Origin of the sequence: Helicobacter monodelphidis (genome assembly GCF_003288845.1) — a bacterium.
Classification (GTDB): domain Bacteria; phylum Campylobacterota; class Campylobacteria; order Campylobacterales; family Helicobacteraceae; genus NHYN01.
On sequence record NZ_NHYN01000004.1, the window covers coordinates 16,524 to 32,479 of the forward strand.

The 15,956-nt window shown below is 35.0% G+C and carries 17 protein-coding genes and 1 pseudogene; 4 read left to right on the forward strand and 14 right to left on the reverse strand.

What is annotated here, in order from left to right; genetic code table 11:
• The first annotated feature begins 2 nt into the window (after positions 1–2).
• On the forward strand, positions 3–401 hold the full coding sequence (locus CCZ01_RS02685; protein WP_220106531.1) for a 4Fe-4S binding protein: 399 nt from the start codon (positions 3–5) through the stop codon (positions 399–401).
• On the opposite strand, the gene CCZ01_RS02690 is transcribed toward CCZ01_RS02685, so the two are convergent.
• Genes CCZ01_RS02690 through CCZ01_RS02700 form a run of 3 tightly spaced genes read right to left on the reverse strand, consistent with a single transcriptional unit; the run spans position 358 to position 3,317 of the window.
• Positions 358–891 carry a hypothetical protein gene (locus tag CCZ01_RS02690; RefSeq protein WP_112051697.1) on the reverse strand — a complete coding sequence of 178 codons (534 nt, stop codon included), beginning with the start codon at positions 889–891 and terminating at the stop codon, positions 358–360. The genes CCZ01_RS02685 and CCZ01_RS02690 overlap by 44 nt on opposite strands.
• Positions 892–2,040, reverse strand: a complete 1,149-nt coding sequence (tgt, locus tag CCZ01_RS02695) for a tRNA guanosine(34) transglycosylase Tgt (RefSeq protein WP_112051698.1) — start codon at positions 2,038–2,040, stop codon at positions 892–894.
• Positions 2,040–3,317: a potassium/proton antiporter gene (locus CCZ01_RS02700; protein ID WP_112051699.1), complete on the reverse strand. Its 1,278-nt coding sequence runs from the start codon at positions 3,315–3,317 to the stop codon at positions 2,040–2,042. Before CCZ01_RS02700 ends, tgt begins: the two co-directional genes overlap by 1 nt.
• 335 nt (positions 3,318–3,652) lie before the next feature.
• Between CCZ01_RS02700 and CCZ01_RS10920 the strand changes: the two genes are divergently transcribed.
• A complete protein-coding gene (locus tag CCZ01_RS10920; protein WP_112051700.1) occupies positions 3,653–4,987 on the forward strand; it encodes a methyl-accepting chemotaxis protein in 1,335 nt (444 codons plus the stop codon).
• Here the strand turns inward: CCZ01_RS10920 and CCZ01_RS02710 are convergent.
• Together CCZ01_RS02710 and CCZ01_RS02715 are read right to left on the reverse strand one after the other, a co-directional pair.
• Positions 4,984–5,682, reverse strand: a complete 699-nt coding sequence (locus CCZ01_RS02710) for a sulfite exporter TauE/SafE family protein (protein WP_112051701.1) — start codon at positions 5,680–5,682, stop codon at positions 4,984–4,986. The genes CCZ01_RS10920 and CCZ01_RS02710 overlap by 4 nt on opposite strands.
• A 187-nt stretch (positions 5,683–5,869) precedes the next feature.
• Positions 5,870–6,283 carry a TOBE domain-containing protein gene (locus CCZ01_RS02715; protein ID WP_112051702.1) on the reverse strand — a complete coding sequence of 138 codons (414 nt, stop codon included), beginning with the start codon at positions 6,281–6,283 and terminating at the stop codon, positions 5,870–5,872.
• 234 nt (positions 6,284–6,517) lie between these two features.
• On the opposite strand from CCZ01_RS02715, the gene CCZ01_RS10990 reads away from it, so the two are divergent.
• Entirely contained in the window at positions 6,518–6,829 is a 312-nt protein-coding gene (locus tag CCZ01_RS10990) for a hypothetical protein (protein ID WP_112051704.1), read from the forward strand.
• A 43-nt stretch (positions 6,830–6,872) separates the two neighbouring features.
• Positions 6,873–7,212: pseudogene (locus tag CCZ01_RS10995) on the forward strand (5-methyltetrahydropteroyltriglutamate--homocysteine S-methyltransferase); the annotation flags it as partial.
• A 77-nt stretch (positions 7,213–7,289) separates the two neighbouring features.
• Here the strand turns inward: CCZ01_RS10995 and CCZ01_RS02735 are convergent.
• From CCZ01_RS02735 to CCZ01_RS02775, 9 genes are read right to left on the reverse strand one after another with little or no spacing between them, the layout of a single operon-like run.
• Entirely contained in the window at positions 7,290–8,024 is a 735-nt protein-coding gene (locus tag CCZ01_RS02735) for an amino acid ABC transporter ATP-binding protein (RefSeq protein ID WP_112051705.1), read from the reverse strand.
• A 1-nt stretch (position 8,025) separates the two neighbouring features.
• Positions 8,026–8,682 (reverse strand): amino acid ABC transporter permease, encoded by a 657-nt coding sequence (locus tag CCZ01_RS02740; protein ID WP_112051706.1) that lies wholly within the window; start codon positions 8,680–8,682, stop codon positions 8,026–8,028.
• Positions 8,675–9,322, reverse strand: coding sequence for an amino acid ABC transporter permease (locus CCZ01_RS02745; RefSeq protein WP_112051707.1), 648 nt, complete (start codon positions 9,320–9,322; stop codon positions 8,675–8,677). Before CCZ01_RS02745 ends, CCZ01_RS02740 begins: the two co-directional genes overlap by 8 nt.
• Positions 9,323–9,325: 3 nt before the next feature.
• The gene (gene trpC, locus CCZ01_RS02750) at positions 9,326–10,105 is read right to left on the reverse strand and encodes an indole-3-glycerol phosphate synthase TrpC (protein WP_112051708.1); all 780 of its coding nucleotides are present in this window, start codon (positions 10,103–10,105) and stop codon (positions 9,326–9,328) included.
• Positions 10,106–11,476, reverse strand: coding sequence for a tetratricopeptide repeat protein (locus CCZ01_RS02755; protein ID WP_112051709.1), 1,371 nt, complete (start codon positions 11,474–11,476; stop codon positions 10,106–10,108).
• Positions 11,452–11,829 (reverse strand): YkgJ family cysteine cluster protein, encoded by a 378-nt coding sequence (locus CCZ01_RS02760; RefSeq protein ID WP_112051710.1) that lies wholly within the window; start codon positions 11,827–11,829, stop codon positions 11,452–11,454. The genes CCZ01_RS02755 and CCZ01_RS02760 overlap by 25 nt, the downstream gene beginning before the upstream one ends.
• Positions 11,830–11,841: 12 nt before the next feature.
• On the reverse strand, positions 11,842–12,570 hold the full coding sequence (locus CCZ01_RS02765; protein ID WP_112051711.1) for a tRNA1(Val) (adenine(37)-N6)-methyltransferase: 729 nt from the start codon (positions 12,568–12,570) through the stop codon (positions 11,842–11,844).
• Positions 12,563–15,358, reverse strand: a complete 2,796-nt coding sequence (gene ccsB / locus CCZ01_RS02770) for a c-type cytochrome biogenesis protein CcsB (protein WP_112051712.1) — start codon at positions 15,356–15,358, stop codon at positions 12,563–12,565. The genes CCZ01_RS02765 and ccsB overlap by 8 nt, the downstream gene beginning before the upstream one ends.
• On the reverse strand, positions 15,355–15,954 hold the full coding sequence (locus CCZ01_RS02775) for a SoxW family protein (RefSeq protein ID WP_112051713.1): 600 nt from the start codon (positions 15,952–15,954) through the stop codon (positions 15,355–15,357). The genes ccsB and CCZ01_RS02775 overlap by 4 nt, the downstream gene beginning before the upstream one ends.
• Between the last annotated feature and the right edge of the window lie 2 nt (positions 15,955–15,956).

A 15,956-nucleotide genomic window follows, 5' to 3' on the forward strand; every position in this document is an offset into this window, starting at 1 on the left:
CGATGTATAGAAGACTTATGTGTGCCATTCCCCCAAAGGGGGATTTTCGTCGTGTTCGCCATATTTCTAATGCGGAACAATTTTTGCTTGAATCTCAAGCAGAAGGGGTTAAGGATGGAGATGGAGCGATTATTCGGGAGGACAATATTCGCTCCACTTCCGTTCTTGCCCCTACAAAAAAAATTATCTTGCGTATTGAGCTATGCCTTGCATGGAATAAAACCCTTTGCTATGCTTGTAAAGATATATGTCAAGAAAATGCCATTACATTCAATGGTGGATTATTTTACCCTGAAATTATTTTGTCGCAATGTACTTTTTGTGGCGATTGTATTCCTAAATGCCCTACAAATGCGATTATTTTTGAGGAATGTGAGTTAAAAAATACCCCGCCTGATTAAAGAAAAAAAGGCGATGAGAAAGTGGCAGAAAAAATTCTAAGATTTGGTTTGATGGAATAATTTCATTATTCTTACCTAAGAATACTTCTATTTGAATGCCCCTTTGTCTTAATATTTTGAAATGTTGTTGCTGAAACTGATATGTAACAATTGCACTCCATTCCTGCGGACTTAAAAGAGTTTTTTTTAGAAAGGGTTGCATTCTATCTGAAAAATGGCATCTTTCTAGGAATCTATGAATATATTTTGTTGGATTTTGAGTAAATTGTTCACATTCTCGTTGTTTTTGTTTTGAACTTTGATTTTGAAAAAACAAAGGGGAAAGTAAGCAAAGGCGATCAATACGTTTTGTTGAGTGCAAGGCATATTCCAATGCTTTTTGTGTACCACATCCAAAACCAATCACATCGTAAAAATGTGGGCATAATACTTCTAGGGGTTCAAAAATTGAAAATTCATTTTCAAGAAAAAAATCACTAAAATAAATCATCTAAGCATCATATTTTGGAGGGAGTGTTCCTCTTTGATTATAGAAATTCAAGCGAAACTTTAAAAACTGATGGTTTAAAATAGCTTCTCTAGCAAGAGTAACTAGATTTAAATAATAATGTAAATTGTGAATAGAAGCAAGGCGATAGTAACTCATTTCCCCTGCCTTAAACAAATGGTTAAGGTAGCCTCTGCTATGGTTTTTGCAAGTATAGCATGAACATTGTAAATCAATAGGGTTTGAATCCCTTTTGTATGCTTGATTCTTGATTGATAGTTTACCCTCATGTGTGAAAAGTGTGCCATTTCTTGCATTACGTGTAGGCATCACACAATCAAACATATCAACGCCTTGATGTATGCCCTCAATAATATCTTCAGGAGTACCAACACCCATTAGATAACGCGGTTTATGGGGGGGCATAAAAGTAGTTGTGAATGCGATGGTTTCATACATTTCAAGATTGGATTCACCAACAGCCAATCCACCGATAGCATACCCGTCAAAAGGGAGAGAAGTTAAAGCTTGTGCAGAAGATTTTCGAAAATATTTATCCGTTCCACCTTGAATAATAGCAAAAATATTGTTTTGCAAACCCATACCTCGTTGTTGCATTTTTTGGTGATAGAGGATAGAAGATTCGGCCCAATAGTTTGTACGTTCAATAGACTGTTTGATTCTTTCTTGTGTTGCAGGCAAGCTAATTAAGTCATCAAGAACCATCATTATATCGCTATTAAGGTGGTATTGTATATCTAATACTTTTTGGGGTGTGAAAAGATGCTTAGAACCATCAATGTGGCTTTTAAATAAAATACCTTCCTTTTGATGAGTGATATTTTTAGATAAGCTAAAGGCTTGAAATCCTCCGCTATCTGTTAAAAAATTGCGTGGAAAACCGCTAAAGCAGTGCAAACCCCCTAACTCTTGGATAATTTTTTCACCCGGTCGCAAATAAAGATGATAAGTATTTGCTAAGATAATTTGTGCATTCAGACTCAAAAGATCATTAAAATCAAGAGCTTTTACACTTGCTTGTGTTCCTACAGGCATAAAAATAGGGGTGAGAACCTCACCATGTGCAGTTTTTATGCTTAATGCCCTTGCTTTTGTTTGTTCTGTAAGTTCCTGCTGAACGCAAACTTCCATCAATTCTTTTCCGTATCCGAAGTATTTTTAGGGGCTGGTGGAGGAAGAGCCGCAATTTTTTGATTTTCTTGCGGGTTTTCGATAATGCCAAAGAGTTTTGCAAACAGAGGTAATGTACTTCCTTGCAATAACACAGACACAATAACCATAAAGAAAACAACATCAAAAATTAAGCTCGCACTAGGTAGTTTCTCTACAAAGGGGTAGGTAGCAAGCACAATTGGCACGGCACCCCTAAGTCCGACCCATGAAATAAAAAGTTTCTCTTTTATGCTAAATTTGCTACGAATCAGCGGTAAAAATACCCCAATGGGACGAGCAATAAATATCAAACAAAATGCTAATAATAATGCTTGAATAGCAACTGATGGGAGTTGAGATGGGAATACGAGTAGCCCCAATGTTAAAAACACAATAATTTGCATCATCCATGCAATGGCGTCATGAAATGACATGATATTTTGCTTGTACGGAAAAATATAGCGATTTGTTACTATTCCTGCAAGGTAAATTGTTAAGAATCCATTTCCACCCAGTGCGGTGCTACACCCATAAATGACAAGTAGCCACGCTACACTTAAAAGAGGGTATAATCCGGGTTGACTAACCTTAAATCTTTGACAAACGCGTGGAAATAAATAGCCAAACAGAATTCCTAGTGCACCGCCTATGATGAACTGCCACGCAAATTTCCATAACATACTTGCAATAGGTAAGGTTTCTCCAGCACTTAAGGTAATAATTTGTAAAACAGTGAGGGTGAGAAAGATCGCCATAGGGTCATTACTTCCAGATTCAAGCTCTAAAAGTGGACTAATATTGTTCTTTAATGCTAAATTTTGCGTACGTAGGATTGCAAAAACTGCTGCCGCGTCTGTTGAAGATACGATGGCTCCTAAAAGTAGGGATTCTAAAAAGTCAAAATCTAAAATCACAAAAGAGAATAGGGCAACAACGAGTGCGGTAACCAAAACGCCAACAGTAGCTAAAATTGCACCTTCCTTGATGACGGGTTTAATTTCGCTGAAGACGGTTGCAAGCCCACCGTCATATAAGATGAAAAGGAGAGCGATCGAACCAATTGTTTGTGCAAGTATGGGGTTATCAAAGGAGATGCCCAAAAATCCTTCACTTCCCATAAACATTCCCAATGCAAGGAATATGATGAGTAATGGGACACCAAAACGTTCAGAGAGGCGACTTGCATAAACGCTTACCGCCAGAATAATGCCCACAACGATGATATAGATATGCAAATTTGCACTGATACTTTCCATATAAGCCCGCCTTTATAAAGTTTGGAAGTCATTTGTTCTCAATATACAAGGTAGGCACTTTTAAAAAATGTTGCATTGTATTATGAGTTCAATTTAAACTGAATTTATTTTATCCTATAACGCCTTAAATTCTTATATTGTAATCGGTAAATTTGATTCTTTGGTCCTAGTAGTTATTAATAATTGTTAGATAATTTTTACTTCATCAATAGTAATTAAATTTATTAATTTTTAATATAATTGCTTTTACACAAAAAAATAAATTCTTTTTAATTAGAATTTATGCCATTTTTCGATATAGTCGGATATATTTTAGGGACAAAGGAGTTAGACGAATGTTGATAACCCTAATAAGTATATTTGCATGTTTAGCGGTGATTGTTTCTTTTTTTATGATTATTCGCTTAAATAAAATAGAGGCAAAGGTGAACAGAATCCACGATACACTTCAAAAAGCGTTAGATGGGGATTTTCAGGCAAGAGTTACATATATAGAAGGGCAAAGTAAACTAGATCAGGTTGGCTTTAAAGTTAATACTTTACTGGATCAACTTGAATTGTATTTGAAGGAAGTGAATGCAACAATTAAGTGTGCTGTGCAGGATAAAACATTTAAAGAAATTGCGACAACAGGCTTGAGTGCGATGTTTGTGAACGCAAGTCAGGAAATTAATCAAGATGTACGCAATATGCAACATGGTTCACTTGAAGAGGATTCTTCAATGCCACTGGTTTGCCGCTTAAATGAGGTCAATCAAAATAAGGAGCAGTTAACTTATCTTCAAACGAGTTTTAAAACAAGTGTAGATAATCTGGAGGAAATTGGCTCATCAATTCATTCCGCTGCAGAAAGTACAAATTCAAGACTGCAAGATATTGAAGAAGTTGTAGGTAGTTTGGATACATTAACAGGTTTTATTAGTGCGAATAATGAAGCAACTAAAATGCTAATGAGTCGTTCAGCTGAAATTAATTCTGTAATTGATTTAATTAACGATATTTCCGACCAAACAAATCTTTTAGCTCTAAATGCGGCAATTGAGGCGGCGAGAGCTGGAGAATATGGTAGAGGATTTGCAGTTGTTGCAGAGGAAGTGCGTAAGCTTGCAGAGCATACACAGAAGGCAACAAGTGAAATTCGTAGTTCTATTCAAATACTTCAACAAGATAGTGGTGATATTTATAGCAACTCTGAAGAAATGCAAGAGCATATTGAGGCTTTTAATACAGTCATGCATTCTTTTAGGGAAACACTCATTAACTTGAATGATTCTACAAAGGAAGTGAATCTTTCTTTGTCATGCGTTAAGAATCGTTTATTTTTGAATTTGATTATGGTTGACCATATTCTCTTTAAGAATAATGCCTATGCAATAGCAACAGCAGGTAATAAAGACAAAGTTACCCTACCTTTGCATACAGAGTGTCGTTTTGGAAAATGGTATTTGGGAGATGGGCAGAAGATTTTTGGGCAAAGTCAAACTTTCAAAAATATTGACCCTCACCATGCAAAGGTGCATGATAACGCACAGGCAGCATTGAATTGTATTAATGATCAATCTGGAAACAATAAAGTTATCCAGCACTTTTCTGTGATGGAAGAGGCTTCCCAAAATCTTTTTGTACTCATGGAGCAGTTGGCTGATGAAGGGCGACAGTGCCTAAATTAGTGATGTTTCATCATCATAGATGTTCCTGCATCCATTAGTAGGAACATTGATCCTTTATAAATCATTAGACAGGCAAAAGCAATGAGTAAAATGGCTATGATTTTAAGAATGGTGTTGCGGTAACGCATAGAGCTAATTTTGCTAGAAAAAAAGCCTAACAATAGCATAACAGGTAGGGTGCTTAAACCAAAAGCAAACATACCTATGCCTCCCCAAATATAGCTACCGCTTCCGGCTGCTGTTAAAAGTGCCGTATAAACAAGTCCACATGGCAGTAAGCCATTAGCTAAACCAAGCAGAAAAATTCCTATCATACCTTTTTGTGAAAAAGCATATTGAAAAAATGTCTCAACAGGAAGAATATCTTTTAAAAAATTCTCGACTTTTAGTAAAAAACGACTTTTTCCTAGCAAAGAAACACCAATAAGCAATAAAATAATGCCTAGCACGACAAAAAATATACCCTTAATGTGTATATTAATGGTGAGTGCTTGTCCTAATCCCCCAACAATAATGCCTAGTAAAGTATAGGAGCTTAAACGTCCCAGCGAATAGAGAGTATGCCCTAAAATTTGGCGATTTTGCAAAGCATGGCTATAGCTTAGCACAAAACCACCACACATTCCAATGCAATGCCCTATGCTACCGCCAAAACCAAGAATAATCAACGCCCAAAGGTTAATGGTGACATCCATGTTCGTCTCCTAGTATTATGATTTTTGTCGTGTGGATTGTATACTCCTTGTGCAATTTCATTAAAATGAATGTATCCTTCTTAATTTTGTATATATCAAAGTCTATCCGTTATTGTATGATTGTTGGTGTTATAAAAGACATTTAATGATAAAAGTAGCAGGAATAATTTTCTTCAAGAGGCTTACCTTATCTGATACCAATAAGAATATTACTTGCTTTAACAATCACTTTTACTTCATCATCTTCTTTAAGATTTAAGTCAGAAAGAGCATTTAATGTAATGATGCTTGTAATGGTTTGTGTGCCGACCTTAATCCTTACTTCAGCATTAACTGTCCCTCTTTGAATAGATTCAATTGTACCACTGAATTGATTTCTTGCACTAATTTTGAATTCGCCAAGACCAATCAACACAGATGATGCCTTAATGATTGCAACAGCATTTGCACCTTCTTGTAAAGCAAGATTCTGACATGAACTATTAGTAATAATTGCTGTTATTTTTTCATTGCCGATTTCCAAGCAGACTTCGGTATTAACTGCTCCTTTTTGAATACGTATAATTTTGCCCTCTAGTTGATTTCTCGCACTAATTTTCATTGTAACGCTCTCCTTTTAATAACTACTAAACTGATATTATACCATGACCTTACTGAAAATGTGAGGTGATTGCAACAATTTGTATAATGTCGCGTCTACGGAGGATGTGATTTCTTGAAAGAAATCACAAAATTAATCTGAGGTTAAATATATGAATACAATAGGATTTCCAAGAATTGGTGAAAAACGAGAATTAAAAAAGGCTTTAGAATCTTTAAAGATTCTAAAATAAAAATGGATAAAGAAATTTTAAGTTGGTTGAACTTTACAAAAGAAAAAGTGCGAGAATTAGAACTTTTAGAATCCCTTTTTAGAAATGGGATAGTAGATTCTAATAAGGAAGCATACGAATTCAATAAAACTATCAATGATGGACGCAAACAATCACAAAAAATTTATGATACAAAAGTGCGAGAAAGAATTGCGAATCTTGTTATCGCTGAACGAAAAGAATCTTTTCAAGCAAGAATTAAAATTCAAAGAAAAGAATTAGGCTACCTAGATCTTGTAACGACTACGATTAGAAGTTTTCCACAGACTCCATAGTTGCGTACATTGCGACAAAAATATAAAAAAGGTGAGATTGATACAGATGCATACGAAAATGGAATCAAGGAATACATTTGAGGCAATGGATGCTGATGTGATTAGTATTGAGACTGCAAGAAGTGGTAATGAATTGCTAAAAGATATTTAAGTAAGTTGGATATGCAAATGGAGTTGGACAGGGTGTGTATGACATTCATAGCCCAAGAATCCCAAGTGTTGATGAAATATACAAGCAGATCAAGCTTTTACTTGAAGTTTTACCAAAAGAACAATTATGGATCAATCCAGATTGTGGGTTAAAAACAAGAAAACAGGAAGAAGTCAAGCCAAGTCTTAAGAATATGATTGAAGCTACAAAAAAGATTCGATCTGAAGGTTAAGTTATTTTTTTAATAAAAATTTGTGTGTTAATACTTAAATTTAAACAAAGATAAATAGCGAGGGATAGTTTTTATCCCTAATGAAAATCAAATAAATTAAGAAATTTTTTAGCACGTTGTGTTTGCGGGGCATCAAAAAAGTTATCAGGTTTGGCTAGTTCGATAATTTGCCCCTCGTCCATAAAGATAATTCTGTCTGCAACTGCCCTTGCAAACCCCATCTCATGTGTTACAATTAACATGGTCATCCCTTCTTTTGCTAGATTTAATATAACATCAAGCACTTCTCTTACAATTTCTGGATCAAGGGCGGCAGTAACTTCATCAAACAGCATAATTTTAGGATTTATACATAAACTTCGTACAATTGCAATGCGTTGTTTTTGTCCGCCACTTAACTCTTTTGGAAAAGATTGAATTTTATGTAAAAGCCCCACTCGCTCAAGCCAGTATTTTACTTCCTCTAATACCTCTTGTTTATGGCGTTTTTGTACTTTCATTGGAGCTAATAAGAGATTATCTTGCACGCTAAGATGATCAAACAATTCATAAGATTGAAAAACCATACCAACTTTTTGACGAATTTTTGTCCAATCCTTAAAATCTTTTGTAATGATTTGTCCCTCAATCTGAATACTACCCTCTGCAATTTCCTCTAGTCCATTAATGCAACGCAATAATGTTGATTTTCCGCAACCGCTGGGTCCTAAAATGACCACAACTTCTTTTTGTTTTACTTCTAAGCAAATATCTTTCAATACATGATGGGTATGATAATATTTGTGTAAATTTTTAATTTCTAATATATTCATTCTAGCTCCATTTTTGTTCTAATTTTTTTGAATAGAGTGTGATAGGATAACAAATTAAGAAAAAAATAAAAAATATTAATCCATAAACCATCAAGGGGGCGTAAACATATTTATGATTAAATTCAATAATTTGTTTTCCTACCGCAACAAGCTCTACAACCCCAATTAAATAGGCAAAGGTTGTGCTTTTTATCATTCTTGTAAAAAGGTTCATGCTCATGGGTGTTAAACGTCGAAAAGCTTGTGGGATAATCACATAAAAATAAACTTCTGTGGAATGTAATCCAAGCGATAACCCAGCTTCGAATTGATGTTTTGGAATACTTTTTAAGCTTGCTCGTACCAAATCCATCATTTCAAAAGTTCCCCAAAGGCTGAATACTAAAATCGCTGAGCTTATTGCACTCAAATTTAAACCAAACCAGCGAGAAAAACCAAAATAAACTAAAAATAACCAAACAATCAAAGGCATAATGCGGACAAACTCTAAGCAAAAACGACACATGAGATAAAGCCATTGTTTTTGACTATTCATTAAAATTCCCAAAATCAATCCAAAAAAAGATGAAACAGCAATACTCACAAAAGAAATTTCTAAAGTACTATAAAGTCCCTTCAGTAGTCTTTCTATGACAGGCAAAGAAAAAATTTCAAACATGTGCAAGCCTTTTTTCAAAACGATTTAATATCAAAGATAAAGGAAGAATGATACATAAATAACTTATAAAAAGCATTAGTAATAATTCATTTGTTTTTGATGTGATGGCTTGAATGCTTGTCATTGTATGCACCAAATCAGGTAGTGCAATAATCGTCACCACTGAAGTTTCTTTAAATAAAAAGATAATATTTGCACTAATGCTAGGCATTGCAACCGCTAAGGCTTGAGGTAAAATAATAAAACGAAAATTTTGAAATGGCGTTAGTCCTAACGCTGCTCCTGCCTCATATTGTTGTTTTTTAACAGATTCAAGTCCAGCACGAAAACTTTCTGCCATATATGAACCTCCTAAAAAACTAAGCCCAATGACTCCACAAGTGAAAGCAGAAAGGTCGATACCAAGCTTAACTAAACCATTATATAAGAAGAAAAGCTGAATGAGTAGAGGTGTATTGCGTGAAAATTCAATATAAACTCGATAAATTTTACTCACAAAATGAATGTTTAAAAAAACCATTAATGCATAAAATAATCCAATTAGAATAGAAAAAAATATACCATAAAAGCTTAATTCAAGTGTCAGGAGAGCCGCCTTGACAAAAGCGGGAATGAAACGAATAATAAAGTCAATATCCATTGGTTAATCCATAGAGTTTAAAGCAAGGATTGTTGCTTGTTGATTTTCTTGTTGCATAAAAGATTCACCCACCAAGAAAGCATCAATGCCTATTTTAAGATATTCTTGAATCTGTTCTGAAGAATGCAGTTCAGACTCCGTAACAACAACCTTACCTTTTGGAATCAATGGGGCTAATTTTTGGCTTAATTTCATATCTATACTCAAATCCTCCCAGTTTTGATGATTGATGCTAATCATATCTGCCCCTGCCGCAATAGCCTTGAGCAATTCTGTTTTTGAGTGGATTTCTACAAGTGGTTCTATTCCAAAACGACGTGAAAATGTAATAAGTTCTTGTAACTCCTTTTTTGATAAAATTGTTGCGATTAATAGTAAAGAATCTGCCCCATACACTGCTGATTCCACAATTTGATAAGAATCAAAAATAAAATCTTTGCGTAAAATTGGTATTCTTAAAAACCGCTTAATCTGACTCAAATCTTCTAAGCTTCCTTGAAAAAAATCTTCCTCCGTACAGATAGAGATGGCTGTTGCTAAACCTAATTCATAATCTTGAGCAGTTTGTAATGGATTAAAATATTCTTTGGTGATACCTTTGCTTGGATTTGCTTTTTTAATTTCAGCAATAATGTTGATTCTATTTTGACACACTGCCCCTTTAAAATTGCGTGGTACAAAGGGATTATAAGGCAAAGAACGTCCAAGCCAATCTATGCTCATCTTTTTTTGTGCTTGTTTTAATCGCTCTTTTTTACACTTAAGGATTTCATCTAAAAGCATTCAGTGCCTCCTTGTACATTGTTTAACCTTTTGATAATGTTCTTCTATCTCTGCTTCTTTTTTGCGCTCTTCTTTGGGAATACTCTCAAAAACTTCCAATGCTTTTTTACAATTTTTTAGCTGATAATAACCCCACCCCAAAGAATCTAAATAAGCAGGAGAATGTGGAGCGTACTCCAAAGCCTTCTGGACAAGTCTTACACCCTCTTGAATATCAACCTGATGGTCAATCAATAAATAACCTAAGAAGTTATACAATAAATCACTTCCCTTGATTGGGTCGCCTGAAGATTCTAATTCTGCTGTTTTCGCAAGTGCTAAACGCAACTTTTTAATGACTCCTTCTAGCATTTTTGCATTAATGGGCGGCTTGAGTGTTTCGTATTCAATAATAGCTTCAACCCCGATATATTTAGGGTCTTGTGTCTGATTGTATAGATGTCTTGCAAATTCTAATGCTTTTGGATATTGTTTTGTTTCTCGATAGAGGTCAAGTAAAAGCGGGGGATTAAAATCTATATTTTCTTCTAAAAAAGTAATGGCTTGTGTGTAATTTTTATTAAAAAGGAGAACTTGAATAAGAAGCTCAAAATTTTCCTTACTCGGTTGTTCTTGATATAGGCGCATTTGTGTTTTTTCAAGTTGCTTAATGTCTCCCTTGTCGCGATAAATTCTTGCAAGCCTTAAACATAAATTTTCTTCGCAACCCCGAATGCGTGTGTGTGTTTCAAGCATTGCAATAGCTTCATTGACTTGTTTTAGGAAAAAAACTTGTGTATTTGTTAGGCGGTCAAGAATAAGCGGAGATTGCTGAAAACTATATGCTTTCTTAAAAGAGTCTGCAGCCATTTGATATTCTTTACTGACAAGATACAAAGAACCAATTAAATTATAATTTTCTTCGTTCTCTTCAATTTGAATAAGTTTTTTTGCTTGCTTTGTGGCGTTATTTAAGTCACCAAAAGTAATTAAAATTGCAATAAGGGTGCGTTGAATCTCTTGAGAATCTGGACGGATTTCTAAAAATTGTTGAGTTTTCTCCAAAGCAGGGGTGAATTGATTTAAAGATAAGAGTAAGCCAATACTCTCTTTTAAGTAATTTGGATCTTTTGTTGTCTGCCATAATTCATCAAAAATTTTTAATGTTGTTTCTGTATCATTATTATCAAGTGCTACAAATGCTTCTATAATTTTTTTATCCTCCTCACGTTCTTGTTGTCTAAAAGTTGCAACTTGCACACAATTTTCTCCGTTCTCAAATCGACAGGCATTTTGTGCGATTTCCACATTCATACTTTGTGTTTTTTGAATATCACCGCAACCAACAAACAATAAAATAGACAGGATTAGAGCGACTGGATATAAGGGCATTCTTTTTGTGCCTCCTTTATTGTAATCTTTTTTAGTTGCTCCCAATAAGGAAAAGTTTTACATTGTGATGGGCGAGATTCATAAATGCTACATCTTTCTTTTTGCTCATCAAAAAAAATACAGGCAAATTCACTTCCATTCTCGCCAATGATTTGTTTTTCAATAAAAGAAAAACGGTATCCAACTTTTTTAATATACTTTTGCATACATTCTTGAATGTCTATTTTTAGCCATTGTGCTAAAGCTTCAATTTCTGCATAGCGAACAAAAATATACCCACTTTTTCCGCGACAACAAAACCCATTGCATTGTTCACAACTTTTAGAATCAAAATTAAAATAAAAATCTTTCATTCTCGTTCCTGTTTACTTCTCTGCTTTAATGCTATGCGTGTTGGCTTGTTTAAATATTTTTTGTACTTCTTGACTGAAATCCCCATGCTCATACACAAACAAAGGAGGAAGGATACTTAAAGTTGCCTTTGAATTCAATCTTGCCTTACAAAGCAATAGATTTGCATCCTTGAAACAATTTGGATATACAAAACGCAATTCTTCTACTTTGAAATGTTCCTGCCTTAACAAATACAAAATCCGCTCACATTCACGTGCATCAAAACAAAATAAAAATAATCCCTTTGGCTTTAAAAAACGTTTAAGATGCTTTAGTAGTTTTTCAAAAGGGAGATTTTCCTCAAATCTTGCGTTGTATGTTAACAAATTTGGGCTTTTAAGATGATGAGAATGATAAAAAGGTGGATTAGAAATAGCAACATCAAAAGAATTCATGCTTTTTGGGGTTAATTCTAAAAAATCACTATGGATAATTTCTACATCAAAACCCCCAACTCTTTGGTTGCGTTGTGCATAAAAAACCATTTCTTCTATTTTTTCTACCATTGTTAGCTTAAGCGGTTTATCTCTTGCACACAAAAGCCCAATTACACCACAGCCTGCACCAATTTCTAAAACTTGACTATGGTTAGGAATGTGAGGAATAGAAAATGCGTACAGAAACAAAGAATCGCTATTGTAAGCATAACCTTTTGCAGGTTGGGCAATTTGCAAAAGACGATAGGGCCGATTCTCACACACCGCTTTTTAATTTTCCCTTCCAGCCGGCTACAACAATTAAAAGAATAGTTGCGGCAACAAAATAATAAAGAAAGACAGGCACAGGCACAGGATCTCCGGCTGCATAAGAATGCATTCCAGATAGATAATAATTAACGCCAAAGTAAGTCATTAAAATTGAATAAAATCCTAAAACACTGAAGCTAGCAAATACATAGGGCGTATTTCCAGCTTTTACGAAACGAATATGCAAAATAATTGCATAGACAATCATCGAAATTAATGACCAGGTTTCCTTAGGGTCCCACCCCCAGTAACGTCCCCAGCTTTCATTGGCCCAAATCCCACCCAAAAATGTTCCTATAGAAAGCATAGCTAAGCCTATAATCATACTCATCTCATTAATTGCACTTAAAGATTGAATGGAGGAGTCAAGACGTAAATGACGTTCATAATCTGGAGAATCTTTCGGTACTTCTTTGCGGAATAAAAAGAGAAACAGGGTAATAATGCCCAGCATAAAACAAAGAGCTAAAAATCCATAACTCGCTGTAATGATAGACACATGAATGTTAAGCCAATATGACTTTAAGACAGGAACAAGATTGCTAATCTGCGGATCCATTTCGCTCAAATGCGCAACAAATAGTACGATTCCTGCCATCATTGATGAGGCAGAAAATGCAAGACTTGAATGTCGCAGCAATAGTATGCCACTCAATGCACTCGCCCATGCAACATAAATCATCGATTCATATGCGTTACTCCAAGGAGCATGCCCACTCACATACCAACGCAAAATCAACGCTCCAGTATGTAAAAGCAAAATTAAGCTGATTAAAGTTAGTAAAATTAAATCCAGCTTTTTACTGAACCATCGCTGTTTACAAACAGATGGTTTTAATAATAACCTCGCCAAAGAAACTACAAACAATAGAATACCAAACAATAAGTAGGCGTAGTAAAGCTTAACAAAAATTAAAGAATGATTCAGTAATAACTCTGCTTCTACTTTCATTGCTGATGGAATTAAATCTTTACCAAAATGCTCTTGATGGGCTTTTAGAGATTTTAGTGCATCAAGGGCAGCCTTTTCGTCACCATTTACGACTAAGGAATCAAAACTTCTAAAATATTGCACAACAAGCCCTAAGGCATAGTTAGCATCTTGTTCGCTTAATTGCTCTAACTCGATTGGTGCATACCACTTTTGTGTCGTGCCATTTGGGTCTGGAAAAATCCGTAAGGAATTGCTAGAAAGAATCTGAAACATTGCCTCAAATCTTTCATTAACTGCCAAAATATCTTTGTCTAATGTACCCCTTTCAGCAGGTTTTTTCATATTTGTGTCTGTGACTAAATTGTAGAGCTTATAGACTCCATTGCTTGTATAAAGGTCATAGAATGAGGCGTAAGGATCGTTTGGTGATAAACCAAGAATCTTACGCAAGGCTGGAGTTGTTATGCGTATCATCTTAACCCCTTTCCAGTATTCAGGATATGCAACCATACTCAAGTATATTTGCATATTAGACAAGCCTAAGAAACCATCTTTCTTTGTAATTTTATGTACCAAATCACTAGCAAGAGTGTCAAGTGGTTCTATTCTTCCACCAAAATCTTGCACGAGCAAAGTACCTGCAATTTTTGAATGTTCTTTTGTATTATTCTGTAAGTCTACAAGTTTTTGAACAACATCATTAAGCATTTGTGTTTCTGCCTGAGTGCTATTTTGCTCTTCAGTAGCATAGGCAGAAACTCCAAGAGATAGTATACACACTAATATCATTCCCATTGTATTTTGAGATTTTACGAATGTCGAAAGTTTACAGAAACGTCCTTTCTTATCAAAGAGTATCCAAATGAATGCAAGAGTTAGCAAAAAATATCCGATGTAGGTTGGAATTTTACCTGGATCATTATTGACAGATAAATATGTCCCCAGTTCATCTCTGTCGTAAGATTCTTGAAAAAATCGATAGCCACCATAATCAAGTGTATGATTCATGTAAATATGGTAAGGCATTGTCACATTATTTACTGTATCCTCAACAATAACACGAGAAGAATACGATGATGGAGCGTGAGAACCAGGATAACGTTCTAACTCAAAATCTTCAAGTTTAATTGTAAAAGGAAGTTGAATTTGTTTGGGTCCCCACATTATTGCCATTTTTAAATCACCTAGTAAAAAACGCGATGGAACACCTTGTTGTAATGCTATGTCATCTTGATTGTTATCGTAAGAGAGGCTGACTAACGCTTGTCCACTTTTTAAATCTTCATTAGGAATAAAGTCTTTATAGCGTAAACTTAAGTTACCCTTAGAAAGCGGAATAGAAAATTCAAAAGGTTGTGAACCAACAGATGCCAAACGCACAGGAAATTCTTCTTTTTTTATGCTATGTTCACCCAAAACATCACCTTCTAAAGTTTGTACGATGAGGTAATTTTCTCGTGATTCCATTACAGAGGAACTCTCTCCCTCTCGGATATGCAAACGTCCTTCAAATCCAACATTCTGTGTTAATGCCGCACCCACTAAAATAACCAAAAAAGAAAAATGAAGTAAAAAAACAGAATACCTTTTGCGTTCCAATACACGAAAACGTATCAATACAACTATTAAATTAATGGCTAGAAAAATATGCAATGCCTTAAACCAAAAACTGGCATATACCAGTGCTACTGCTGCCTCTGTGCCAAAGTCATTTTCAATGAAAGTTGCTCTTGCACAAGAGGCTGCATAAATTGCCAACAATAAGTAGGTAAGCCAAAAAGAACCAATATTATCGCGGAGAAATTTCATTGTTCAACCCCTTGCAAAAACTCTAGGTAACGTTGATTGATTTCTTTATCGCTCTGTGCTCCCTCCCATTTTTTGTCAGTGATAAACTCAAGAGTAGCTAGGAATTTATCCCCCGTTATAGCCCCTGCTCGAATTAAAATTGTTTTGCCTTCCGGTGTTGCAAAAATTGTTGTTGGCGTTGGTCCAATACGGTATAACATCACTAAATCATTTGTTGTCAATTCTGCGGGTTGAAGTCCATTGACAAAATAATGCGTTTTAAGATAGCTGGAATTCACATAATAAGGGCTAAAATCCGCCTTTAATTTATCCTGAATTGCTTGTGAAGATTTAATTTCCTTTTTTAGCATATCGCAATAAGTGCATCCATTTGCACCAAAAATAATCATTAAATACTTGCCTTCTGGATCAATACGTGCATTATCCTTGACAATTCCTTCTAGCTCTGCATAAGAGGCTTTATCTAAGTTGTTAATTTTATCCAAAACTTCTTGAGAGGTTTGTGTTCCTAACGAAACAATCTTGTCGTGCTCTTGTTCATTTCCACAGCCACTAAGAATCAACAATAAACAAACAATAAAACTCTTCCAGTACATTG